Raw genomic sequence first — 19,678 nt, 5'->3', positions numbered from 1 at the left:
TCATGAGTGGAATCCTCGAGGGCAAGCGGATCCTGATCACCGGTGTGCTGATGGAGTCCTCCATCGCCTTCCACACCGCCCGGCTGGCCCAGGAGCAGGGCGCCGAGATCATCCTCACGGCATTCCCCCGCCCGAGCCTGACCGAGCGCATCGCCAAGAAGCTGCCGAAGCCGGTCAAGGTGCTGTCGCTGGACGTCTCCAGCCCGGAGGACCTGGCCGGCATCGCCGAGCAGGTCCGCGAGACCCTGCCGACCCTGGACGGCATCGTCCACTCGATCGGGTTCGCGCCGCAGGACGCCCTGGGCGGCAACTTCCTGGACACCCCGTGGGAGTCCGTGGCCACCGCGATGCACGTCTCGGCGTACTCGCTGAAGTCGCTCACCATGGCGCTGCTGCCGCTGATGCAGGACGGCGGCTCGGTCGTCGGCCTGACCTTCGACGCCCAGTTCGCGTGGCCGCAGTACGACTGGATGGGCCCGGCCAAGGCCGCCCTGGAGTCGACCAACCGCTACCTGGCCCGCTACCTGGGCGAGCGGGACATCCGCTGCAACCTGATCTCGGCGGGCCCGATCGGCTCGATGGCCGCCAAGTCCATCCCGGGCTTCGGCGACCTGGCCGACACCTGGAACCAGCGCTCCCCGCTGAAGTGGGACCTGAGCGACCCGGAGCCGGCCGGCCGCGGCGTCGTCGCCCTGCTGTCGGACTGGTTCCCGAAGACCACCGGCGAGATCATCCACGTCGACGGCGGTCTGCACGCCATCGGCGCCTGACCGGCTGTTCCTCCGCCGCTGCCCGGCACCCCCGTCTTGGGGGTGCCGGGCAGCGGCGTTTCCGGCCCCGGAGAGTGAGTGAGTTACGCCTCGGCGGTGGCGCAGGCGCCGATGGCGCGGCCGGCCTCGATCGAGGCGCGCTGGACGTCCCCGTCCCGGATGGCGTCCCGGATGGCGTGGTGGCCGATGTAGCGCTCGGCGATCAGCTCGGGGCCGACGTCGTTGCGCAGGTGCTCGCGGGTGACCTCGCCGAGGTCGGAGTAGACGGCCAGCAGCACGTCGTTGTGGGCGGCGGCCACCACGGCGTGGTGGAAGGCGGCGTCGGCCTGGACAAAGTCCTCGGCGTCGCCGGAGCGCCAGGCGGCCTCCCGCCGTTCGAGCGCGGCTTCGAGCAGGCCGAGGTCGCGCTCGGTGCGGCGGACGGCGGCCAGTCCGGCCGCGGAGGTCTCCAGCGCCGCCCGCAGCTCGGCGACCTGCGCCTGGTCGGCGTCGGCGAAGCGGCGGTGCATCACCCCGGCCAGCTCGCTGGTGGCCAGCACGTACGTGCCGGAGCCCTGGCGGATGTCGAGCAGCCCGTTGTGGGCGAGTGCCCGGACGGCCTCGCGGACGGTGTTGCGGGCCACCCCGAGCTGTTCGACCAGGGCGGCCTCGGTCGGGATGCGCGAGCCGACGGGCCACTCCCCGGAGGTGATCTGGGCGCGCAGCTGCGCGATCACCTGGTCGGACAGCGGGGTGCGCCTCGGGGAGGACAGCGCCACGGGGACTCCTAGCGGCTACGGGGTGGGGTGGGCCCTGCGGGGATGTGGCCGGTGGATGAACGGTCGGCACATCATGCCAATTCCAAGGTGCATCAATTCATCCCATCATTCTATGATGGCGCCTATGCCACCCGCAGCAGACACCACCACCACCTCCCCACGAAGCGAGGCCCGGCCGCAGACCGAGCGGCCGCCCGCCCCCGCCAAGTACCTCGGCGTGCTGTTCGCCGTCGCGATCGCCGCCGCCGCCTTCAACCTGCGCCCCGTGGTCACCAGCCTCGGACCGCTGCTCAAGCAGGTCCGCGAGGACCTCGGGATGAACCCGACGCTCGCCGGGCTGCTCACCGCCGTCCCGTCGCTGTGCTTCGGGCTGTTCGGCTTCGCCGCGCCCGCCGCGGCCCGCCGGATCGGTCCGATCGCGGTGGTCACGGCGGGCATGGGCGCCATCACGGCGGGCGTGCTGGCCCGCTCCTTCGCCGGGGGCACCGCGGTGTTCCTGCTGCTCACCGCGCTCGCCCTGGCCGGGGTGGCGGTCTCCAACGTGCTGCTGCCGGTGGTGATCAAGCGGTACTTCCCGGACAAGGTCGGGCCGATGATCGGCCTCTACTCGATGGCGCTGTCCGCCGGCACCGCGCTGGCCGCGGCCGTCACCGTGCCGCTGACCAAGTCGCTGGGCGGCGACTGGCGCTACGGCCTGGGTGTCTGGGCCGCCCTGGGGGCGGTCGCCCTGGTGCTCTGGCTGTGGGTGCTGGCCGCCAAGCGGGAGCGCGGCGAGCGGGCCGGCGGCGCCGCGGCCCCCGTCCGGCTGCCGATCACCCGGAGCCGGACCGCCTGGGCACTGGCCGGGTACTTCGGCCTCCAGGCCACCGGCGCGTACGTGGTCATGGGCTGGATGTCGCAGATCTTCCAGGACGCCGGCATCGGCGAGGGCACCACCGGGGTGCTGCTCGCGGTCACCATGGTGATCGGCGTGCCGGTCTCCTTCGTGCTGCCCAACCTGGCCGCCCGGCGCGGTGACCAGCGGCTGTTCGTGGTCGTGCTGGCCTGCTGCGGCATCGCCGGGTACGCCGGTTTGGCGCTCGCCCCGGCCGGGGGCGCCTGGCTCTGGGCCGTCCTGCTGGGCCTGTCCAACTGCGCGTTCCCGCTGGTGCTGACCATGATCGGGCTGCGCGCCCGGACGGCCGGCGGGGTCGCGCAGCTCTCCGCCTTCGCCCAGGGCATCGGCTACCTGGTGTCCATCCCGGGCCCGATCCTGGTCGGCTGGCTCTACGGGGCCACCGGTCAGTGGTACTGGCCGCTGGGCTTCCTGGCCCTGCTGCTGGTGCCGCAGATGCTGCTCGGCCTGCGCGCCGCCCGGGCCCGGCACATCGAGGACGAGGCCGTCCTCCCGGCCGGGAAGGCCGAGCAGGTCAAGGCCTGACCGGGAAGGTCAAGGCCTGGCCAAGGCGGTGGGGCCCGTCGGGGACGGGCGTGTTCGGGGTGGGAGAATCCCGACATGCCCGTTCTCGACCCGAACCCCACCGACGGCCGCAAGCAGCTCGGCCGCATCGCCCTCCTCTTCGCCGGCATCGTGGTGCTGGTGGCGATCATCGCCACCGTCGCCGCCGCGATGGGCTGAGCCCGCCGCACCGCCCGTATCGCCGTCCGCACCGCTGGTCCGGGCGGCCTCACCACGGGCCGTACCGGCGCCGTACTCCCGGTGACGCCCCGGTGAACGGGGCATGATGGCACCCGCCGCCCCGGGGGGTGGCGGCAACCGGGAGCGTCGCGCCCGCGGGCCGCTTTTCTGCCAAGCTTGCTGGATATGAGCGCCGACACGCCCCGCAGGATCATCGTTCTCCGTCACGCCAAGGCCGACTGGCCGAACGGCGTGGACGACCACGAGCGGCCGCTGGCCGACCGGGGCCGCCACCAGGCCCCGGACGCCGGCCGCTGGCTGGTCGACTCCGGCATCAATCCCGACTTCGTGCTCTGCTCCACCGCCCTGCGCACCCGCGAGACCTGGAAGCTGGCGGCGCACGAGTTGCCCAAGCGGGCCCGCAAGACGGTGTACGAGGACCGGATCTACGAGGCCAGCCCGGGCGAGATCATCGCCGTCCTCCAGGAGACCCCGGAGGAGTACGCGGACGTGGTGCTGGTCGGCCACAACCCCGGCGTGCTGGGCCTGACCCAGGTGCTGGCGGGGGATGCGGGCGACCCGGACGCGCTGAACCGGCTGCGGCTGGGCGGCTTCCCGACGGCGGCGATCGCCGTGCTCAGCTTCAGCGGCTCCTGGAAGGGCGTCGAGCCGGGTGTGGCCGAGCTGGTCACGTACCACACGCCGCAGGACTGACCTCCGGGGCGACCGTCCCGGAACGTACGTGAGGGGCGCGCGGGTTGATCCGCGCGCCCCTCGTCTGCGTCAACAGCCCGGCCCAACAGCCCAGCGGCCCTACTCGACCTCGAGGCCGTCGGCCGCCTCGACCTCCTCGCGGGTGATCCCGAGCAGGTACAGCACGGTGTCGAGGAAGGGCACGTTCACCGCGGTGTCCGCGGCCTCGCGCACCACCGGCTTGGCGTTGAAGGCCACCCCGAGCCCGGCCGCGTTCAGCATGTCCAGGTCGTTGGCGCCGTCGCCGATCGCCACCGTCTGCGACAGCGGCACCTTCGCCTGCTCGGCGAACCGGGCCAGCCAGCGGGCCTTGCCCGCGCGGTCCACGATCTCGCCGACCACCCGGCCGGTGAACTTCCCGTCCACCACCTCCAGGGTGTTGGCCGCCGCGAAGTCCAGCCCCAGCTGCTCCACCAGGTGGTCGGTGACCTGGGTGAACCCGCCCGACACCACGGCGACCTGGAAGCCCAGCCGCTGGAGCGTACGGATCAGGGTGCGCGCCCCCGGCGTGAACCGGACCTCCGCGCGCACCTTCTCCGTCACCGAGGCGTCCAGCCCGGCCAGCAGCGCGACCCGGGCCCGCAGCGACTCGGCGAAGTCCAGCTCGCCGCGCATCGCCGCCGCCGTCACCCCGGCGACCTCCTCCTCGCAGCCCGCGTGGGCGGCGAACAGCTCGATCACCTCGTCCTGGATCAGGGTGGAGTCCACGTCCATCACCACCAGGCGCTTGGCCCGGCGCTCCAGTCCGGCGGCCACCACCGCGACGTCCACCCGCTGGGCGGCCGCCTCCTGGGCCAGTTCGGCCCGCAGCTCCTCGGTGGCCACGCCGGAGACGGCCAGTTCGACCGCCGTCACCGGGTACTTGGCGAGGCGGAAGACGCGGTCGATGTTGCCGCCGGCCGCGGTGATCCGCGAGGTCAGCGCGGACACGGCGGCGGCGGTCAGCGGGTGGCCGAGCACCGTCACGTGCGAACGGCCCTCGCGGCGCGGCCGGTTGTCGCCGATGCCGGAGAGGATCTCGGCCTGCAGCTTCTGCTCGTCCGCCCAGCGGTGCACGGTGGCCCGCAGGCCGCCCTCGGCGTCCCGGGCGTGCGGCGGGGTGACCAGGGCGCACAGCGTGATGCGCCCACGGGTGACGACCTGCTCGATGTCGATGACGTCGACGCCGAAGCCGGCCAGGGTGGCGAAGAGGCCGGCGGTGATGCCGGGGCGGTCCTTGCCGAACACCTTGACGAGCAGGGTGCGCTCGTCCGCGGTCCGGGGCTGGGCGGCGGGGAGGGGCTCAGCGGCCAGGGGCGATGCGTTCATGGTGGCTCCCACGCTACCCGTCGGCCGCCCCGCCGAGGGCACCCGTCCCACGTCGCGGGACACGCGGTCGCTTCGCATCCGGCCGACCGCCGCGGGTAGCAGCCTGGTCACAGTCACCCGGGGTGACTTTCACCCGCGGACGACGGACTGGAATGATTCCCCCCGTCAGTCAGAGGAACAGCGCACCCCCGGCCGGGGGCCAAATCGGGGGAACCGAGAGAGCGGGGCAGGCCAGCAGTGCCGCAACTCGTCATTGAGATCAACGGACAGCAGCGGACTCTAGAGCCCGGGCGGTCCTACACCATCGGACGCAACCCGCAGTCGGACTTCACGTTCGACGACGCCAGGGTGTCCTGGCAGCACGGGACCATCAGCTTCAACGGCAACGGTTGGCAGCTGGACGACCACGGCAGCACCAACGGCACCTACGTGGCCGGCGCCCGCACCATGCAGGCCCAGCTGTTCCCCGGTGCCGTGGTGAACCTGGGCAACCCGGAGAACGGCCCCCGACTCGCCTTCTCCGCGCCCGCCCACGCCGCCGCCCCGCAGCCCACCCCGGTGCACGAGGCCGTCACCAGCCGCAGCCCCGCCCCGGCGCCCCAGCAGCCCGGCCCGCAGCAGGCCTGGCCGGGCCAGGACCCGTACCAGCAGCAGCCGCCGCAGGCGCAGCAGGCCTGGCCGGGCCAGCAGCCCCCGCAGCAGTACGTGCCGCAGCAGCAGGCCCCGCAGGAGTTCCAGCCGCAGTTCCAGCCGCAGGACCAGCAGGCCCCGCAGCACGGCGGCTTCCCGCAGCAGCAGGGCTTCCCCGCCCCGCCGCAGCACGACGGCGGCCCCCAGCCGACGATGATCCGCAACCTGACGGCCGGCATGCGCACCGTCAGGATCGGCCGCGCGCTGGACAACGACATCGTGGTGTCCGACCTCCAGGTCTCCCGCCACCACGCCGAGCTGCGCCAACTGCCGGACGGCCGCTACGAGATCGTCGACCTCGGCAGCCACAACGGCATCTTCCTCAACGGCCAGCGGGTGCAGCGCCAGCTGATGGGCCCGCAGGACCGGCTGACCGTCGGCCACTCCGGCTTCCAGCTGGTCGGCGACCAGCTGCAGGAGTTCGTCGACAACGGCGCGGTCTCCTTCTCCGCCCGCCACCTGACCGTCGAGGTCGAGCACAAGGGCGGCAAGAAGATCCTGCTCAACGACGTCAGCTTCGGCGTCCCGGAGAAGTCCCTGGTGGCCGTCATCGGCCCGTCCGGCTCCGGCAAGTCGACCCTGCTGCGCGCCCTCACCGGCTACCGCCCGGCCGACCGCGGCGAGGTGCTGTACGACGGCCGCAACCTCTACAAGCAGTTCGCCGAACTCCGCTCCCGGATCGGCCTGGTGCCGCAGTCGGAGATCCTGCACCGCGAGCTCACCGTGCGGAAGGGCCTCAAGTACGCGGCCCAGCTGCGCTTCCCCGGCGACACCGAGGCCAGCGAGCGCAACGCCCGGATCGACGAGGTGCTGTACGAGCTGCGCCTGGACAAGCGCGCCGACAACAAGATCACCGCACTCTCCGGCGGTCAGCAGAAGCGCGTCTCGGTCGCCCTGGAGCTGCTCACCAAGCCCTCGCTGATCTTCCTGGACGAGCCCACCTCGGGCCTCGACCCGGGCATGGACCGCGAGGTCATGCAGATGCTGCGCGGCCTCGCCGACGACGGCCGCACGATCCTGGTCGTCACCCACTCGGTGGCCGAACTCGCGCTCTGCGACCGGCTGCTGGTGATGGCGCCGGGCGGTTCGGTGGCCTACTTCGGCCCGCCGGACGAGGCGCTGCACTTCTTCGGGTACGAGACCTGGGCGGACGTCTTCCAGGCCTTCGAGAACTACCCGGAGCACGACTGGGCCGGCCGCTACCGCGGTTCGGTGCACTACCAGCAGTACTCCGCCCCGACCGTCGAGGCGGGCGAGGTGCAGCACGTCCAGGTCGCCCAGGAGGCCATCAAGCCGCCCAAGCCGCAGAGCTGGGGCTCGCAGCTGTGGACCCTGATGCGCCGCTACATGTCGGTGCTCGCCTCGGACCGCGGCTTCCTGGCGCTGTCGGTGCTGCTGCCCGCGGTCATCGGCGCGGTCAGCGTGCTGATCCCCAACGAACCGGGGCTCGCGCCCAACCCGAAGACCCAGCTCCACCTCAACAACGGGGCCGCGACGATCCTGCTGATCCTGGCGATCGGCGCCTGCTTCTCCGGGGCGGCCAACTCCGTCCGAGAGTTGATCAAGGAACGGGCGATCTACGAACGGGAACGGGCCACCGGCCTGTCCCGGTCGGCGTACATGATGTCCAAGATCATCGTGCTGGGCGTCTTCTCGGTGATCCAGGGCGCGATCATCTCCGCCGTCGGCTTCCTGCCGCGCAAGCTCCCCGAGCACGGCCTGATCGTCAAGAACATCCCGATGATCGAGATGACCATCGGCATGATCCTGCTGAGCTTCGCCGCGATGATGTTCGGCCTGATGATCTCCGCGCTGGTGAAGACCGCCGAGAAGACCATGCCGCTGCTGGTCATGTTCGCCATCGTCCAGGTCGTCTTCACCGGCTGCCTCTTCCAGATCTTCGGCAAGCCCGGCCTGGAGCAGGTCGCCTGGCTGATGCCGGCCCGCTGGGGCACCGGCATGGTGTCCACCACGCTCGACCTGTCGCACCTGATGGGCCCCTGGAACAAGGACTTCCAGAACCCCAACTACGACCCGCTGTGGACCCACAGCGTCGCCCAGTGGTCGATCGACGCGGCCGTGCTGATCGTCATCTCGGTCGTGATCGGCGTGATCGTGACCCGGCTGCAGCGCCGGCACGAGCCGGAGGTCATGCAGAAGGGCTGACGGGCTCCGCCCGAGGGCGCTCTCCCCGTACGGGGGAGCGCCCTTCCGCGTTCCCGGCGGGCCCTCCGGGGCTGGGGTGCCGGGCCCTCCGGGACGGCGGTGCCGGGCCCACCGGGACGGCGGTGGCGGGCCCACCGGCCTAGGTCCCCGGACCTGCGTCCGGACCGGCCGGGGACCGACGCGGACGCCCCCGCGGCGGCGGTAGTTTGGCGGTATGCCCAGCCCGACCGGTGACCCCCGGACCCCCGCCGGCCCGCCCGCCGCCTGCGACCCGCTGGCCGGCATCGAAGCCGTCAGCCAGGCCCTGCTCGCGATGAGCCGCCACCTGGAGGTCCGCGAGGTGCTGCGCCGCATCACCGCCTCCGCCCGCGACCTGCTCGGGGCCGAGTACGCGGCCCTCGGCGTGCCCGACGACCACGGCGGCTTCGCCCAGTTCGTGGTCGACGGCGTCACCGACGAGCAGTGGCGGGCGATCGGCCCGCTGCCCCGCCAGCACGGCGTGCTCGCCGAACTGCTGCACGAGACCGGCCCCACCCGCCTCACCGACGTCCGCAAGGCCCCCGCCTTCGAGGGCTGGCCGGCCGCCCACCCCGAGATGGACGCCTTCCTCGGCATGCCGGTCCTCGACACCGAGGCCGCCGAGGACGAACCGCGGGTGATGGGCGTCATCTTCCTCGCCAACAAGCGCGGCGGCGGCCTGTTCACCGACCACGACGAGGAACTGCTGCGGATCCTAGCCGCCCACGCCGCCCTCGCCCTCTCCAACGCCCGGCTGTACGAACGCAGTCGGGAACTCACCCTGGCCGGCGAGCGCGCCCGGATCGCCCACGACCTGCACGACGCCGTCTCGCAGAAGCTCTTCTCGCTGCGCCTGACCGCCAAGGCCGCCGCCAAGCTCGTCGACCGCGACCCGGCCCGGGCCCGCGCCGAACTCGAGGAGGTCGCCCGGCTCGCCGCCGAGGCCGCCGACGAACTGCGCGCCGTGGTGGTCGAACTGCGCCCCGCCGCCCTGGAGGAGGACGGGCTGAGCGCCACCCTCGCCTCCCAGGTGCAGGTCCTCGACCGCGCCCACACCGCCGACCTCGCCTTCGCCGCCGACGGCGTCCGCGCCCTGCCGCCCGCCCAGGAGGCCGCGCTGCTGCGGGTCGCCCAGGAGGCGCTGCACAACGCGCTGCGCCACTCCGGCGCAGGACGGGTCACCGTCACCCTGGCCGGCACCCCCGCCCGCGGCGCCGTGCTGCGGGTGCGCGACGACGGCCGGGGCTTCGACCCCGAGTCCGTCCGCCGGGCCGGCCGCCACCTCGGCCTGGCCTCGATGCGCGACCGCGCGGCCGCAGTCGGCGGCACGCTCACCCTGGAGTCCGCCCCCGGCAAGGGGACGCTCGTCGAGATGGAGGTCCCCGGTGCCTGAGAACACGCCGTCGATCCGCGTCCTGCTGGTCGACGACCACCAGGTGGTCCGCCGCGGACTGCGCACCTTCCTGGAGGTCCAGGACGACATCGAGGTGGTCGGGGAGGCCGCCGACGGGGCCGAGGGCGTCGACCGCGCCCGCGAACTGGACCCGGACGTCGTCCTGATGGACCTCAAGATGCCCGGCGTCGACGGCATCGAGGCGCTGCGCACCCTCAAGGACGGGGGCAGCCGGGCCCGGATCCTGATCGTCACCAGCTTCACCGAGCACCGCACCATGGTCCCCGCGCTGCGGGCCGGCGCCGCCGGGTACGTCTACAAGGACGTGGACCCGGAGGCGCTGGCCGGGGCGATCCGCTCGGTGCACGCCGGCCACGTGCTGCTCCAGCCCGAACTGGCCGAGGCGCTGCTCGCCGACGACGGCCCGCGCGCCCCGCAGGGCCGCGGCGGCACCCTGACCGAGCGCGAGCGCGAGGTGCTCGGCCACATCGCCGACGGCCGTTCCAACCGGGAGATCGCCCGCAGCCTGCACCTGTCGGAGAAGACGGTGAAGACCCACGTCTCCAACATCCTGATGAAGCTGGACCTCGCCGACCGCACCCAGGCCGCGCTGTGGGCCGTCCGCAACGGCGAGGCCCGCGCGTAGTACTCCTAGCGCTCCTAGCGCTCCTCGCGCTCGTCCACCAGGGCGTTGTAGGCGGCCACCTGGGCCCGCCGGGCGGTGCGCCGCAGGGGGGCCAGCACCGACTGCCGGGCGGCCATCTCGGAGGCGCTCACGGCCGCGCCGTGGCCGCCCGAGGCGATCGCGAGCAGGGCGGACACCTGCCGGGCCGACTCCAGCACCCGGACGGCGCGCGGCGGGTAGCCGGGGGCCAGCAGCTCGGCGTGGCCGCGCCGGCGGTACGCCTCCAGGGCGCGCAGCGCCTCCGGGCCGGCACCGGCCACGTCCAGCCGGGTCAGCAGCAGGGTCGCCTCGCGCAGCCCGTCCGCCAGCTCGCGCTCGGCCTCGTGCAGTGAGGGCACGTCGGCCGGCGGGGCGTCCTCGACCTCGGCGCAGCGCCACAGCACGGTGGCCGAGCGGTCGCCCTCCGGGCCGAACACCGTGATCTCCGGCACCAGCCCGAGCGGCACCCCCACCGCGAGCACGGCCTCGCCCGCGTCCATGGCCCGCTGGTTGAAGGCCGCCGGCCCGGTCAGTCCGAGCGGGTGCCCGGCCGAGGGCAGCGCCAGCCGCAGCCCCTTCACACCCAGCACCCGCAGCCGCCCCAGCGCCCAGGTCAGCCCGTGCTGCTCGCCCGGCGCGTCCCCGGGCAGTCCGATCACCCGGTGGCCCTCGTCGGCGCCGAGCACGGCCGCGGCGGCGTTGTCCGGCGGCACCAGGCCGGTCAGCAGGGCGTTGCCCCAGGCGGTCAGCCGCCCCGAACGGGGCTCTTCGTACGGATTGTCGGCAGGAGTCGCGAGCATCCGGCCAGCCTACGGAATCGGCGGTCATCCGCGTGGCGTAGGTTTGCCCATGCGCGTGCGGCGCACCCACCCCGTGCCCACCGGCTGCCGGAGTGGCCCGCCGCCCGCACCGACGGCCGACATTGATGTATTTGGGGAAGGCGTAGGCATGAGCGACGTGCTGGAGCTGGTGGACGTATCCGTGGTCCGGGAGGGGCGCGCGCTGGTCGACCAGGTCTCGTGGTCCATCTCCGAGGGTGAGCGCTGGGTCATCCTGGGCCCGAACGGCGCGGGCAAGACCACCCTGCTGCAGATCGCCTCCTCGTACCTCTTCCCGACCTCGGGCAAGGTCTCGGTGCTGGGCGAGAAGCTGGGCGAGATCGACGTCTTCGAACTGCGCTCCCGGATCGGCCTGGCCGGCGCCTCGATGTTCGACAAGCTGCCGGCCGAGCAGACCGTGCTGCAGACCGTGCTCACCGCCGCCTACGGCATGACGGTCAGCTGGCAGGAGTCCTACGAGCAGTCCGACGAGGGCCGTGCCCTCGCGCTGCTCGACCGGATGGGCATGACCAACCTGACCGGCCGCAAGTTCGGCACCCTCTCCGAGGGCGAGCGCAAGCGCACCCTGATCGCCCGCGCCCTGATGACCGACCCCGAGCTGCTGCTGCTCGACGAGCCGGCGGCCGGCCTGGACCTCGGCGGCCGGGAGGACCTGGTCCGCCGGCTCGGCGCGCTGGCCCAGGACGAGTTCGCGCCGGCTATGGCGATGGTCACCCACCACGTCGAGGAGATCGCCCCCGGCTTCACCCACGTGCTGATGATCCGCCAGGGCAAGGTGCTCACGGCCGGCCCGATCGACACCGAGCTGACCGCCCGCAACCTCTCCAAGTGCTTCGGCCTGCCGCTCACCCTGGAGCGCCACGGCGACCGCTGGTCGGCGCAGGGACTGCCGCTGGGCTGACCCCGGGTCTGTCCACTTCGGGCCTGTCGGAACCGGTCGCACGTGCGACCGGTTTCCGCCCCTCGACCTGCGGGAACTGTCCGCCTCGAAGGCCCTTCCCTCCCTAGGATGGTCGTGTGGACAGTTGGACCTGGTGGCTCCTGGCCGCCGCAGCGCTCGGCATACCGCTGGTGCTCACCGCGATGCCGGAGTTCGCCATGTTCGCGATCGGCGCGCTGGTGGCCTCCGGCGCGGCCGGACTGGGCGCGGGGGTGGTCCTCCAGGCCGTGACCTTCCTGGTGGTCTCGGTCGCGCTGGTGGCCTTCGTGCGTCCGATCGCCTACCGGCAGCTCCAGAAGGGCCCGCAGGTCAAGATGGGCATCGAGGCGCTCCAGGGCGCCACCGCGGTCGTCGCGGAAACCGTCGACGGGGAGGGCGGTCGGATCAAGCTCAACGGTGAGATCTGGTCGGCCCGCGCGCTCCACCCGGACCAGGTCTACCAGCCCGGGCAGCAGGTCGACGTCGTCGAAATCCAGGGCGCGACCGCCCTGGTCGTCTAGGGGAGAGTCCGTGGAACCCGTCCTTATCGTTTTGGTCGTCCTGGTCGTGGTGGCCTTCATCGCGCTGATCAAGACGATCCAGGTCATCCCGCAGGCCAGCGCCGCGATCGTGGAGCGCTTCGGCCGCTACACCCGGACGCTCAACGCAGGGCTGAACATCGTCGTGCCGTTCATCGACCGGGTCCGCAACCGGATCGACCTGCGCGAGCAGGTCGTGCCGTTCCCGCCGCAGCCGGTGATCACCCAGGACAACCTGGTGGTCAACATCGACACCGTCATCTACTACCAGGTCACCGACCCCCGGGCCGCCACCTACGAGGTCGCCAGCTACATCCAGGCCATCGAGCAGCTGACCGTCACCACGCTGCGCAACATCATCGGCTCGATGGACCTGGAGTCCACCCTGACCTCGCGTGAGGTCATCAACGCCGGTCTGCGCGGGGTGCTGGACGAGGCCACCGGCAAGTGGGGCATCCGGGTCAACCGCGTCGAGCTCAAGGCGATCGAGCCGCCGACCTCCATCCAGGACTCGATGGAGAAGCAGATGCGCGCCGACCGTGACAAGCGCGCCGCGATCCTCACCGCCGAGGGCCAGCGCCAGGCGCAGATCCTCAAGGCCGAGGGTGAGAAGCAGGCGGACGTGCTCCGGGCCGAGGGTGAGGCGCAGGCCGCGGTGCTGCGCGCCGACGGTGAGGCGGCCGCGATCCGGACGGTCTTCGAGGCCATCCACGACGGCGACGCCGACCAGAAGCTGCTCGCCTACCAGTACCTGCAGACCCTGCCCGAGCTGGCCAAGGGCGACTCCAACAAGCTCTGGATCATCCCCAGCGAGGTCGGCGACGCGCTCAAGGGCCTCGGCGGCGCCTTCGGCGGCCTGACCGGCAACGGCGGCGGCATGAACGGCGGCGCGGTGGCGGCGCCCAGCGTCCCGCAGGCGCCCCCGGCGGCCACCCAGGTGCCGCTCGACCCGGCGGCCGGGCCGCGGCCGGTGGACGTCGAGAAGGGCGCCGCCCGCCCCCGGGTGGACCCGGCGCGGGAGTACCGCAAGATCGACCCGGAGTGATCGGACGAGTTCTCCGGTCGGGGGCCCGCTGCCTGGTGGTGGCGGGCCCCCGGCGTTTTCCCGGGTCCTCGGCGGTGCGGCGCTTCGACGGTGGGGCGGTGTGGCGTACGTCCCGAATCGTGGGCAGGCCTGGTCCGGCCGGTGCGCGGTCCGGCATGATCACGTCGAACAGGACCACGAGGAGAGGTGACCCATGACGCTCTGGGAGGCGATCGCCGTCCTGGTGGCCGGCGTCGGTGCCGGGATGATCAACGTCATCGTCGGCTCCGGGACCCTGATCACCTTCCCGGTGCTGCTCGCCGTCGGCATCCCGCCGGTGACCGCCAACGTGTCCAACTCCTTCGGCCTGGTGCCCGGTTCGCTCAGCGGCGTGTTCGGCTACCGCCGGGAACTGGTCGGCCAGGGCCGCCGGCTGCGCCGCTTGGGCACCGCCTCGCTGCTCGGCGGGCTGCTCGGCGCGCTGCTGCTGATCGAGCTGCCCAAGGGCGCCTTCGACGCGATCGTCCCGGCGCTGATCCTGCTCGCCCTCGTCCTGGTGGTGGTCCAGCCCCGGGTGGCCAAGGCCGTCGCGGCCCGGCGCCGCGCCGACGGCGATCCGGACGGCGGCCCGGTGCTGCTGGCCGGGGTGTTCCTCACCGGCATCTACGGCGGCTACTTCGGCGCCGCGCAGGGCGTCCTGCTGATGGCGCTGATGGGCATGCTGCTCCAGGAGGAGCTGCAGCGGATCAACGCGGTGAAGAACTCACTGGCGCTGATCGTCAACGGGGTCGCCGCGCTGTTCTTCCTGTTCACCTCGACGGTGAACTGGACGGCCGCCGGGCTGATCGCGGCGGGCTCGCTGGTCGGCGGCCTGATCGGCGCCAAGGTCGGCCGCCGCCTCCCGCCGGCCGCGCTGCGCGGGGTCATCGTGGTGGTCGGGCTCGCGGCCGTCACCAAGCTGCTGCTGAGCTGAATTGACCGGGCGTCGGACGGCTGTGGGATCGTACGTCGGACCGACTGACCGTACGTGAATCGGAGAAGTGTGCCATGGCCCTGGAGATGCGCGAGATCTGCGAGCGCTGTGAGGTGTCGCTGACCGCCGACGGCCCCGCCTCGATATGTTCCTACGAGTGCACCTTCTGCGCCGACTGCACCGAGGCCATGGCCGCCGACTGTCCCAACTGCGGCGGCGAACTGGTGGTCCGTCCGCGCCGGAAGGCCGCCTGACCGGCGAGCGGCCGGTCGCTGACCGGCACCCGACCGACGACCCCCGGAGCGCACCGATGAGCAACAGGGCACGACTGAGCGAGGACGAGATCGGCGCGGCCCTGACCGCCGTGCCGCTGTGGAGCCGGGAAGGCGACAGCATCGTCCGCAGCGCCGACGCCCCCGACTTCCCGGCCGCGATCCGGGTGGTCGTCGCCGTCGCCGAACAGGCCGAGGCGCTGGACCACCACCCCGACATCGACATCCGCTGGCGCACCGTGCGCTTCGTGCTCTCCACCCACAGCGCCGGCGGGCTCACCGGCCTGGACTTCACCCTCGCCGCCCGCATCGACGACGCCCTGCGCGCCGAGTCCGCGGCCTGAGGCCCGACCCCGCCCCCGCCGAGGGCCCGGGCGGCCCGCCGGGGCGGGCGTGAGATGCTGACTGCCGCGATCGGCAGGCAGCGGGGGCAGGGAGGGACGGAACGGTGGCTCAGGAGCCCTTCGGAGACCCCCACGCCCAGCAGCAGCCGTGGTACCCCGACGGCCCGCAGCAGGGCTGGCCGGGGTACCACGACCCGCAGCAGCCGACGGCCCAGTGGCAGCAGCCGGACCCGCACGGGCCGTGGCAGCAGGCGCCGCAGTACGACCAGCAGCAGTACGACCAGCAGCCGTACGGGCAGCAGGGCGGGTACGGGCAGCCCGCGTACGACCCGTCGGCGTACGGGCAGCAGGGCGGCTACGGGCAGACCGGGTACGTCGAGGGCGGCTACGCCCAGGGGCAGGAGCCGTACCAGCCGTACCAGCAGCCGTATCCGGAGTACCCGGACCACGGGCAGCAGCCGTACGCCCCTGCGGCGGCGCAGGTGCAGGGGCAGGCGCAGGTACAGCCCGCGGACGACGGGCTGTACGTCCCGGCGGGGGCGGAGTACTCGGCCGACGGCTACGTGCAGTTGGAGGAGCCCGCCGCGGAGTCGGCGACCGCCGTCGAGGAGAGCGGTGACCGGGCCGGCGAGGCCGCCGAGCGCGGCGAGTCCGCCGGGCCCGCCGCGCGCTCGCGGGCGGCTCGGCGCGGTGACGGCGGTTCCTCCGTCCCCTCTTCCGCCTCGCTGGTGGACAAGGTCCGGTCGGCCGTCCTGACCGGCGAGCACGTCCCCAGTCGGCGGGCCCTGCTGGTGCGGGCCGGTGCCGGGGTGGCCGCGCTCGGGGTGCTGATAACCGCCGCGCTGACGGTCGGCGCCGAGGGCGGCGGCAGTGCGGCCGCGACCAGTGGTGGCGAGCCCGGGTTCACGGTGGCGCACACCAAGGCCTGGTCCGCGCAGCCCGTCGCCGCCGCGCAGCCCGCCGGCGACGACACCCTGGTCGGCAGCTGGCTGCTGGCCGACGCGGTGGTCCGCGCCGACGGCTCCGGCGTGCACGCCTACGACCGGACGGCGGGCAAGCCGACCTGGTCGGTCGAGCCCCCGGCGGCCGGGGCCGTCCCGTGCGGGCTGTCGGCCGGCGTGAACCAGGCCGGGCTGGGCGCGGCCCTGTTCCGGCCGCAGGCGGACCCGAAGAGCCCCTGCACCCTGGTCGCCGCCGTGGACACCAAGACCGGCAAGACCGCCTGGACCAAGACCCTCTCGGACGTCAAGGACGCCTACTCGGCGCGGATCGGCGTCACCGAGGACATGGTGGTCGCGGTCGGCGACGACCGGGCGGTGGCCTGGGCGGCGGCCGACGGGAAGGACGTCTGGCAGTACACCGGCCAGGGCAAGTTCTGCACCCTGTCCGGGGGCGTCACCGGCAAGACCGTGCTGATCGCCTCCACCTGCGCCGACTCCACGCCCGCCGACCAGGCCGTCTCGCTGAACGCGGCGGACGGCAAGGTCGGCTGGTGGCGGGGCCTGAACAACCAGCCGAAGACGGTCACCGTGCTCTCCGCCGAGCCCGCCGTGGTGCTCACCACCGGCGCGAAGCCGGAGGAGGACCGGGTGTTCGCCTGGGGAGCCGCCGGCGACCCGGCCGCGGAGATCCCGGTGGTCACCGACGGCGGCCGGCTGGCCGTCACCCACGGAACGTTCTCGGCCACCCCCGAGGTCTTCTTCGAGGGCCGCACGATGGTCGCCGCGATGACCCCGACGAGCCCCGGCGGGCCGGTGTCCGCGGTCGGCTACGACCTGGACACCGGCAAGCAGCGCTGGAAGGCGCCCACCGCCGCCAAGGGCACCGCCCGGGCCGTCGGCATCGACGGCGGCTCGCTGGTGCTGGCCGCGGACGAGCGCCGCGACCAGCCCGCCCGCCTCGGCCGCTTCCCGCTGGCGGGCGGCCAGGAGGCGGTCGGCGGCAACTTCCCGCCCGGCACCGGCTCGTTGCTGCTCTCCGGGCGGGTGCTGATCGGCGGCGGACAGGTGGTCGTGGTGCCCGAGCACGCCGCCAACTACGGCACGGCGGCGGGCTACCAGGCGAAGGGCTGAGCCCGCCCCGGCCGCGCCCCCGCCCCGCCCTCGGCGCGGCTAGGCCGCCGTGACGGGCTGCCCCGGTACGGCCGGCAGCCAGTCGGCGAGCTCCCGGGCCTCCGAGACGCGCAGGCCGAGCGCCAGCATCAGGGTGGCCTGCGGCGTCGGCACGAACGGGCGCCGCAGCAGCTTCATCCCGGCCTGCTCGGGCGTCCGGTCCGCCTTGCGCTGGTTGTCCTCCGCGCACGCGGCCACGGTGTTCATCCAGCTGTCCTCACCACCGCGCGACCTCGGGTGCAGGTGGTCCACCGTGGTGGCCCGGCGCCCGCAGTACGCGCACAGGTGCTGGTCACGGGCCAGGACCCCCCGCCGCGACCACGGGGCCTGTTGTCGGAACGGCACCCGCACGTACCTCTGCAGTCTGATCACCCGGGGCACCGGAACGGCCACGCCCGTCCCCCGGATCGAGCGCAGCGGATGCGCCTGCTCCACCACCGCCTTGTCCTGGAGCACCAGGACGACGGCGCGCTGAAGCGACACCGTCGTCAGGGGCTCGTAGCTCGCGTTCAGAACCAGCGTGTTGCGCACTCGGCACACCCTTCCCACGGGCGTGCCACGGCGGCACGACCGTCTCCACACACGTCACTGCCGCCGCGCGGCGGTGAAACCACTCTGAATGGGCCCACAGCCGACTAACAACGGAATTTCCGGTATCGGGGAGGAACCCGGGGGAGGGCCACCGGCGAACGGACCCGGGGCCTCGGGGAAAACTCGCTGGCCGGAACCGCGTAGGCTCTATCAGGCTGGAGTTGTACCGACCCGGGGCCCGACCGAACCGAACCGGGCCGACAGCGGGCGGACGCCCGATCGAAGGAGAAGCGTGACCGTGACGGACATCGTCGACGAGCTGCGGTGGCGTGGGCTGATCGCCCTGTCCACCGACGAGGACGCACTGCGCAAGGCGTTCGCGGACGGCCCGGTCACGTTCTATTGCGGCTTCGACCCGACGGCCCCCAGCCTGCACCTCGGCAACCTGGTGCAGATCCTCACCATGCGCCGCATCCAGCAGGCGGGGAACCTCCCGCTCGGCCTGGTCGGCGGCGCCACCGGCCTGATCGGCGACCCGAAGCCCACCGCCGAGCGGGTACTCAACGACCCCGAGACGGTGGCCGCCTGGGTCGACCGCCTGCGCGGCCAGATCTCGCGCTTCCTCGACTTCGACGGCCCGTACGCGGCGCGCATGGTCAACAACCTGGACTGGACCTCCGGGATGTCGGCGATCAGCCTGCTGCGCGACGTCGGCAAGTACTTCCGCGTCAACAACATGATCGCCAAGGAGGCCGTCGCCCGACGGCTCAACTCCGACGCGGGCATCAGCTACACCGAGTTCAGCTACCAGATCCTCCAGGGCATGGACTACCTGGAGCTGAACCGCCGCTACGGCTGCACCCTGCAGACCGGCGGCAGCGACCAGTGGGGCAACCTCACCGCCGGCACGGACCTGATCCGCAAGGCCGACGCGAAGTCCGTGCACGCGCTGGCCACGCCGCTGATCGTCAAGGCCGACGGCACCAAGTTCGGCAAGACCGAGTCCGGCACGGTCTGGCTCGACCCCGAGCTGACCACCCCGTACGCCTTCTACCAGTTCTGGCTGAACGCGGACGACCGAGACGTCTCCAACTTCCTGCGGATCTTCAGCTTCCGCTCGAAGGAGGAGATCGAGGAGCTGGAGCGCGAGACCACCGAGCGCCCCGCCGCCCGCCTCGCCCAGCGCGCCCTGGCCGAGGAGCTCACCACGCTGGTGCACGGCGCCGACCAGTACGAGCGCGCGGTCGCCGCGTCCAAGGCCCTGTTCGGGCAGGGCGACCTGGCCGACCTGGAGGCCCCGACCCTGGCCGCGGCCCTGGCCGAGGTCCCGAAGGCCGAGGTCACCGAGCTCCAGCCGATCGTCGACCTGCTGGTCGCCGTCGGCCTGGCGCCGAGCCGCTCGGCCGCCCGTCGGACGGTCAAGGAGGGCGGCGCCTACCTCAACAACGTCAAGGTGACGGATGAGGAGGCAGTGCCGGCCGAGGCCGACCTGCTGCACGGCCGCTGGCTCGTGCTGCGCCGCGGCAAGCGCAACCTGGCGGCGGCGGAGCTGGTGTCGGCGTCGGCGTGACCGAAAACCGATGCCGCTGAGCTGCGGCTTCGACTAACGAGGGCGGGATCCAGCCGGATCCCGCCCTCTACGTTTGACGATGTCCTCCAGGTGGCCTAGTGTTGAACGAGTCGCTGGAGCGGCCACCCCACTCAGCAAGACCCACTCTCAAACTTCGAAGCCCATTCAGTTGGGTTCGTCGGCGTATTCGTCGGCAGGGTGTGGGCGTGAATTTCGAGTAACTCTTGAAATGCGCTAAAGTGGTGGTCGTCGCGAAAAGTGGCCCGACCAGTTCGGAAAATCGGATGAATGAAACTCCGGAAAACGGAGCGGAAAACATCTGATAAGCTTGAAACACGAAAGAACGAAGCGCCCGGAGGGCCCGCTGGAAGGCGGTCCGAAGGAAGCGTCCGTTCCTTGAGAACTCAACAGCGTGCCA

Annotated in this window: 19 protein-coding genes; 15 read left to right on the top strand and 4 right to left on the bottom strand. The window is 72.7% G+C overall.

Going from position 1 to position 19,678, the window contains the following annotated elements; genetic code table 11:
• The first annotated feature begins 2 nt into the window (after nucleotides 1-2).
• The gene (fabI, locus tag ACFVXG_RS40530; protein ID WP_350506786.1) at nucleotides 3-770 is read left to right on the top strand and encodes an enoyl-ACP reductase FabI; all 768 of its coding nucleotides are present in this window, start codon (nucleotides 3-5) and stop codon (nucleotides 768-770) included.
• 83 nt (nucleotides 771-853) lie between these two features.
• On the opposite strand, the gene ACFVXG_RS40525 is transcribed toward fabI, so the two are convergent.
• A complete protein-coding gene (locus tag ACFVXG_RS40525; protein WP_387935330.1) occupies nucleotides 854-1,528 on the bottom strand; it encodes a FadR/GntR family transcriptional regulator in 675 nt (224 codons plus the stop codon).
• Between the two features lie 124 nt (nucleotides 1,529-1,652).
• On the opposite strand from ACFVXG_RS40525, the gene ACFVXG_RS40520 reads away from it, so the two are divergent.
• From ACFVXG_RS40520 to ACFVXG_RS40510, 3 genes are all read left to right on the top strand, one after another.
• Nucleotides 1,653-2,948, top strand: coding sequence for a CynX/NimT family MFS transporter (locus ACFVXG_RS40520; RefSeq protein ID WP_387935329.1), 1,296 nt, complete (start codon nucleotides 1,653-1,655; stop codon nucleotides 2,946-2,948).
• Nucleotides 2,949-3,023: 75 nt separating this feature from the next.
• Entirely contained in the window at nucleotides 3,024-3,146 is a 123-nt protein-coding gene (locus tag ACFVXG_RS40515; protein WP_387935327.1) for an SGM_5486 family transporter-associated protein, read from the top strand.
• A gap of 186 nt (nucleotides 3,147-3,332) precedes the next feature.
• Nucleotides 3,333-3,860 carry a SixA phosphatase family protein gene (locus ACFVXG_RS40510; protein ID WP_387935326.1) on the top strand — a complete coding sequence of 176 codons (528 nt, stop codon included), beginning with the start codon at nucleotides 3,333-3,335 and terminating at the stop codon, nucleotides 3,858-3,860.
• 99 nt (nucleotides 3,861-3,959) lie between these two features.
• On the opposite strand, the gene serB is transcribed toward ACFVXG_RS40510, so the two are convergent.
• On the bottom strand, nucleotides 3,960-5,207 hold the full coding sequence (gene serB, locus ACFVXG_RS40505) for a phosphoserine phosphatase SerB (protein ID WP_387935324.1): 1,248 nt from the start codon (nucleotides 5,205-5,207) through the stop codon (nucleotides 3,960-3,962).
• Between the two features lie 237 nt (nucleotides 5,208-5,444).
• On the opposite strand from serB, the gene ACFVXG_RS40500 reads away from it, so the two are divergent.
• The 3 genes from ACFVXG_RS40500 (at nucleotide 5,445) to ACFVXG_RS40490 (ending at nucleotide 10,120) form a co-directional block, all read left to right on the top strand.
• The gene (locus ACFVXG_RS40500; RefSeq protein WP_387935322.1) at nucleotides 5,445-8,063 is read left to right on the top strand and encodes an FHA domain-containing protein; all 2,619 of its coding nucleotides are present in this window, start codon (nucleotides 5,445-5,447) and stop codon (nucleotides 8,061-8,063) included.
• 214 nt (nucleotides 8,064-8,277) lie between these two features.
• Nucleotides 8,278-9,474, top strand: a complete 1,197-nt coding sequence (locus ACFVXG_RS40495; RefSeq protein ID WP_387935320.1) for a GAF domain-containing sensor histidine kinase — start codon at nucleotides 8,278-8,280, stop codon at nucleotides 9,472-9,474.
• The gene (locus tag ACFVXG_RS40490) at nucleotides 9,467-10,120 is read left to right on the top strand and encodes a response regulator (protein WP_387935318.1); all 654 of its coding nucleotides are present in this window, start codon (nucleotides 9,467-9,469) and stop codon (nucleotides 10,118-10,120) included. The genes ACFVXG_RS40495 and ACFVXG_RS40490 overlap by 8 nt, the downstream gene beginning before the upstream one ends.
• Nucleotides 10,121-10,134: 14 nt before the next feature.
• Here ACFVXG_RS40490 and ACFVXG_RS40485 read toward each other — a convergent pair whose 3' ends face one another.
• Nucleotides 10,135-10,938, bottom strand: a complete 804-nt coding sequence (locus ACFVXG_RS40485) for a hypothetical protein (RefSeq protein ID WP_387935316.1) — start codon at nucleotides 10,936-10,938, stop codon at nucleotides 10,135-10,137.
• Nucleotides 10,939-11,086: 148 nt separating this feature from the next.
• Between ACFVXG_RS40485 and ACFVXG_RS40480 the strand changes: the two genes are divergently transcribed.
• The 7 genes from ACFVXG_RS40480 (at nucleotide 11,087) to ACFVXG_RS40450 (ending at nucleotide 17,120) form a co-directional block, all read left to right on the top strand.
• Nucleotides 11,087-11,878: an ABC transporter ATP-binding protein gene (locus ACFVXG_RS40480; protein ID WP_387935314.1), complete on the top strand. Its 792-nt coding sequence runs from the start codon at nucleotides 11,087-11,089 to the stop codon at nucleotides 11,876-11,878.
• 116 nt (nucleotides 11,879-11,994) lie between these two features.
• Entirely contained in the window at nucleotides 11,995-12,417 is a 423-nt protein-coding gene (locus tag ACFVXG_RS40475; RefSeq protein ID WP_350506796.1) for an NfeD family protein, read from the top strand.
• A gap of 10 nt (nucleotides 12,418-12,427) precedes the next feature.
• The gene (locus ACFVXG_RS40470) at nucleotides 12,428-13,480 is read left to right on the top strand and encodes an SPFH domain-containing protein (RefSeq protein WP_350506797.1); all 1,053 of its coding nucleotides are present in this window, start codon (nucleotides 12,428-12,430) and stop codon (nucleotides 13,478-13,480) included.
• Nucleotides 13,481-13,673: 193 nt separating this feature from the next.
• The gene (locus tag ACFVXG_RS40465) at nucleotides 13,674-14,432 is read left to right on the top strand and encodes a sulfite exporter TauE/SafE family protein (protein WP_387935312.1); all 759 of its coding nucleotides are present in this window, start codon (nucleotides 13,674-13,676) and stop codon (nucleotides 14,430-14,432) included.
• A gap of 74 nt (nucleotides 14,433-14,506) precedes the next feature.
• Nucleotides 14,507-14,686: a DUF1272 domain-containing protein gene (locus ACFVXG_RS40460; protein WP_387935310.1), complete on the top strand. Its 180-nt coding sequence runs from the start codon at nucleotides 14,507-14,509 to the stop codon at nucleotides 14,684-14,686.
• Nucleotides 14,687-14,742: 56 nt separating this feature from the next.
• On the top strand, nucleotides 14,743-15,048 hold the full coding sequence (locus ACFVXG_RS40455) for a 4a-hydroxytetrahydrobiopterin dehydratase (protein WP_387935308.1): 306 nt from the start codon (nucleotides 14,743-14,745) through the stop codon (nucleotides 15,046-15,048).
• A gap of 104 nt (nucleotides 15,049-15,152) precedes the next feature.
• Nucleotides 15,153-17,120 carry a PQQ-binding-like beta-propeller repeat protein gene (locus ACFVXG_RS40450; protein WP_387935306.1) on the top strand — a complete coding sequence of 656 codons (1,968 nt, stop codon included), beginning with the start codon at nucleotides 15,153-15,155 and terminating at the stop codon, nucleotides 17,118-17,120.
• Nucleotides 17,121-17,159: 39 nt separating this feature from the next.
• Here ACFVXG_RS40450 and ACFVXG_RS40445 read toward each other — a convergent pair whose 3' ends face one another.
• Nucleotides 17,160-17,690, bottom strand: a complete 531-nt coding sequence (locus ACFVXG_RS40445) for an HNH endonuclease (RefSeq protein WP_387935304.1) — start codon at nucleotides 17,688-17,690, stop codon at nucleotides 17,160-17,162.
• Nucleotides 17,691-17,988: 298 nt separating this feature from the next.
• Here ACFVXG_RS40445 and tyrS point away from each other — a divergent pair, with 298 nt between their 5' ends.
• Nucleotides 17,989-19,260, top strand: coding sequence for a tyrosine--tRNA ligase (gene tyrS, locus ACFVXG_RS40440; protein WP_387935406.1), 1,272 nt, complete (start codon nucleotides 17,989-17,991; stop codon nucleotides 19,258-19,260).
• Nucleotides 19,261-19,678: the final 418 nt, after the last annotated feature.

The organism is Kitasatospora sp. NPDC058162 (assembly GCF_042884005.1).
Lineage (GTDB): Bacteria > Actinomycetota > Actinomycetes > Streptomycetales > Streptomycetaceae > Kitasatospora.
Note: the sequence above shows the minus strand (reverse complement) of the source record. Positions and strands in the feature narration are given on the sequence as shown.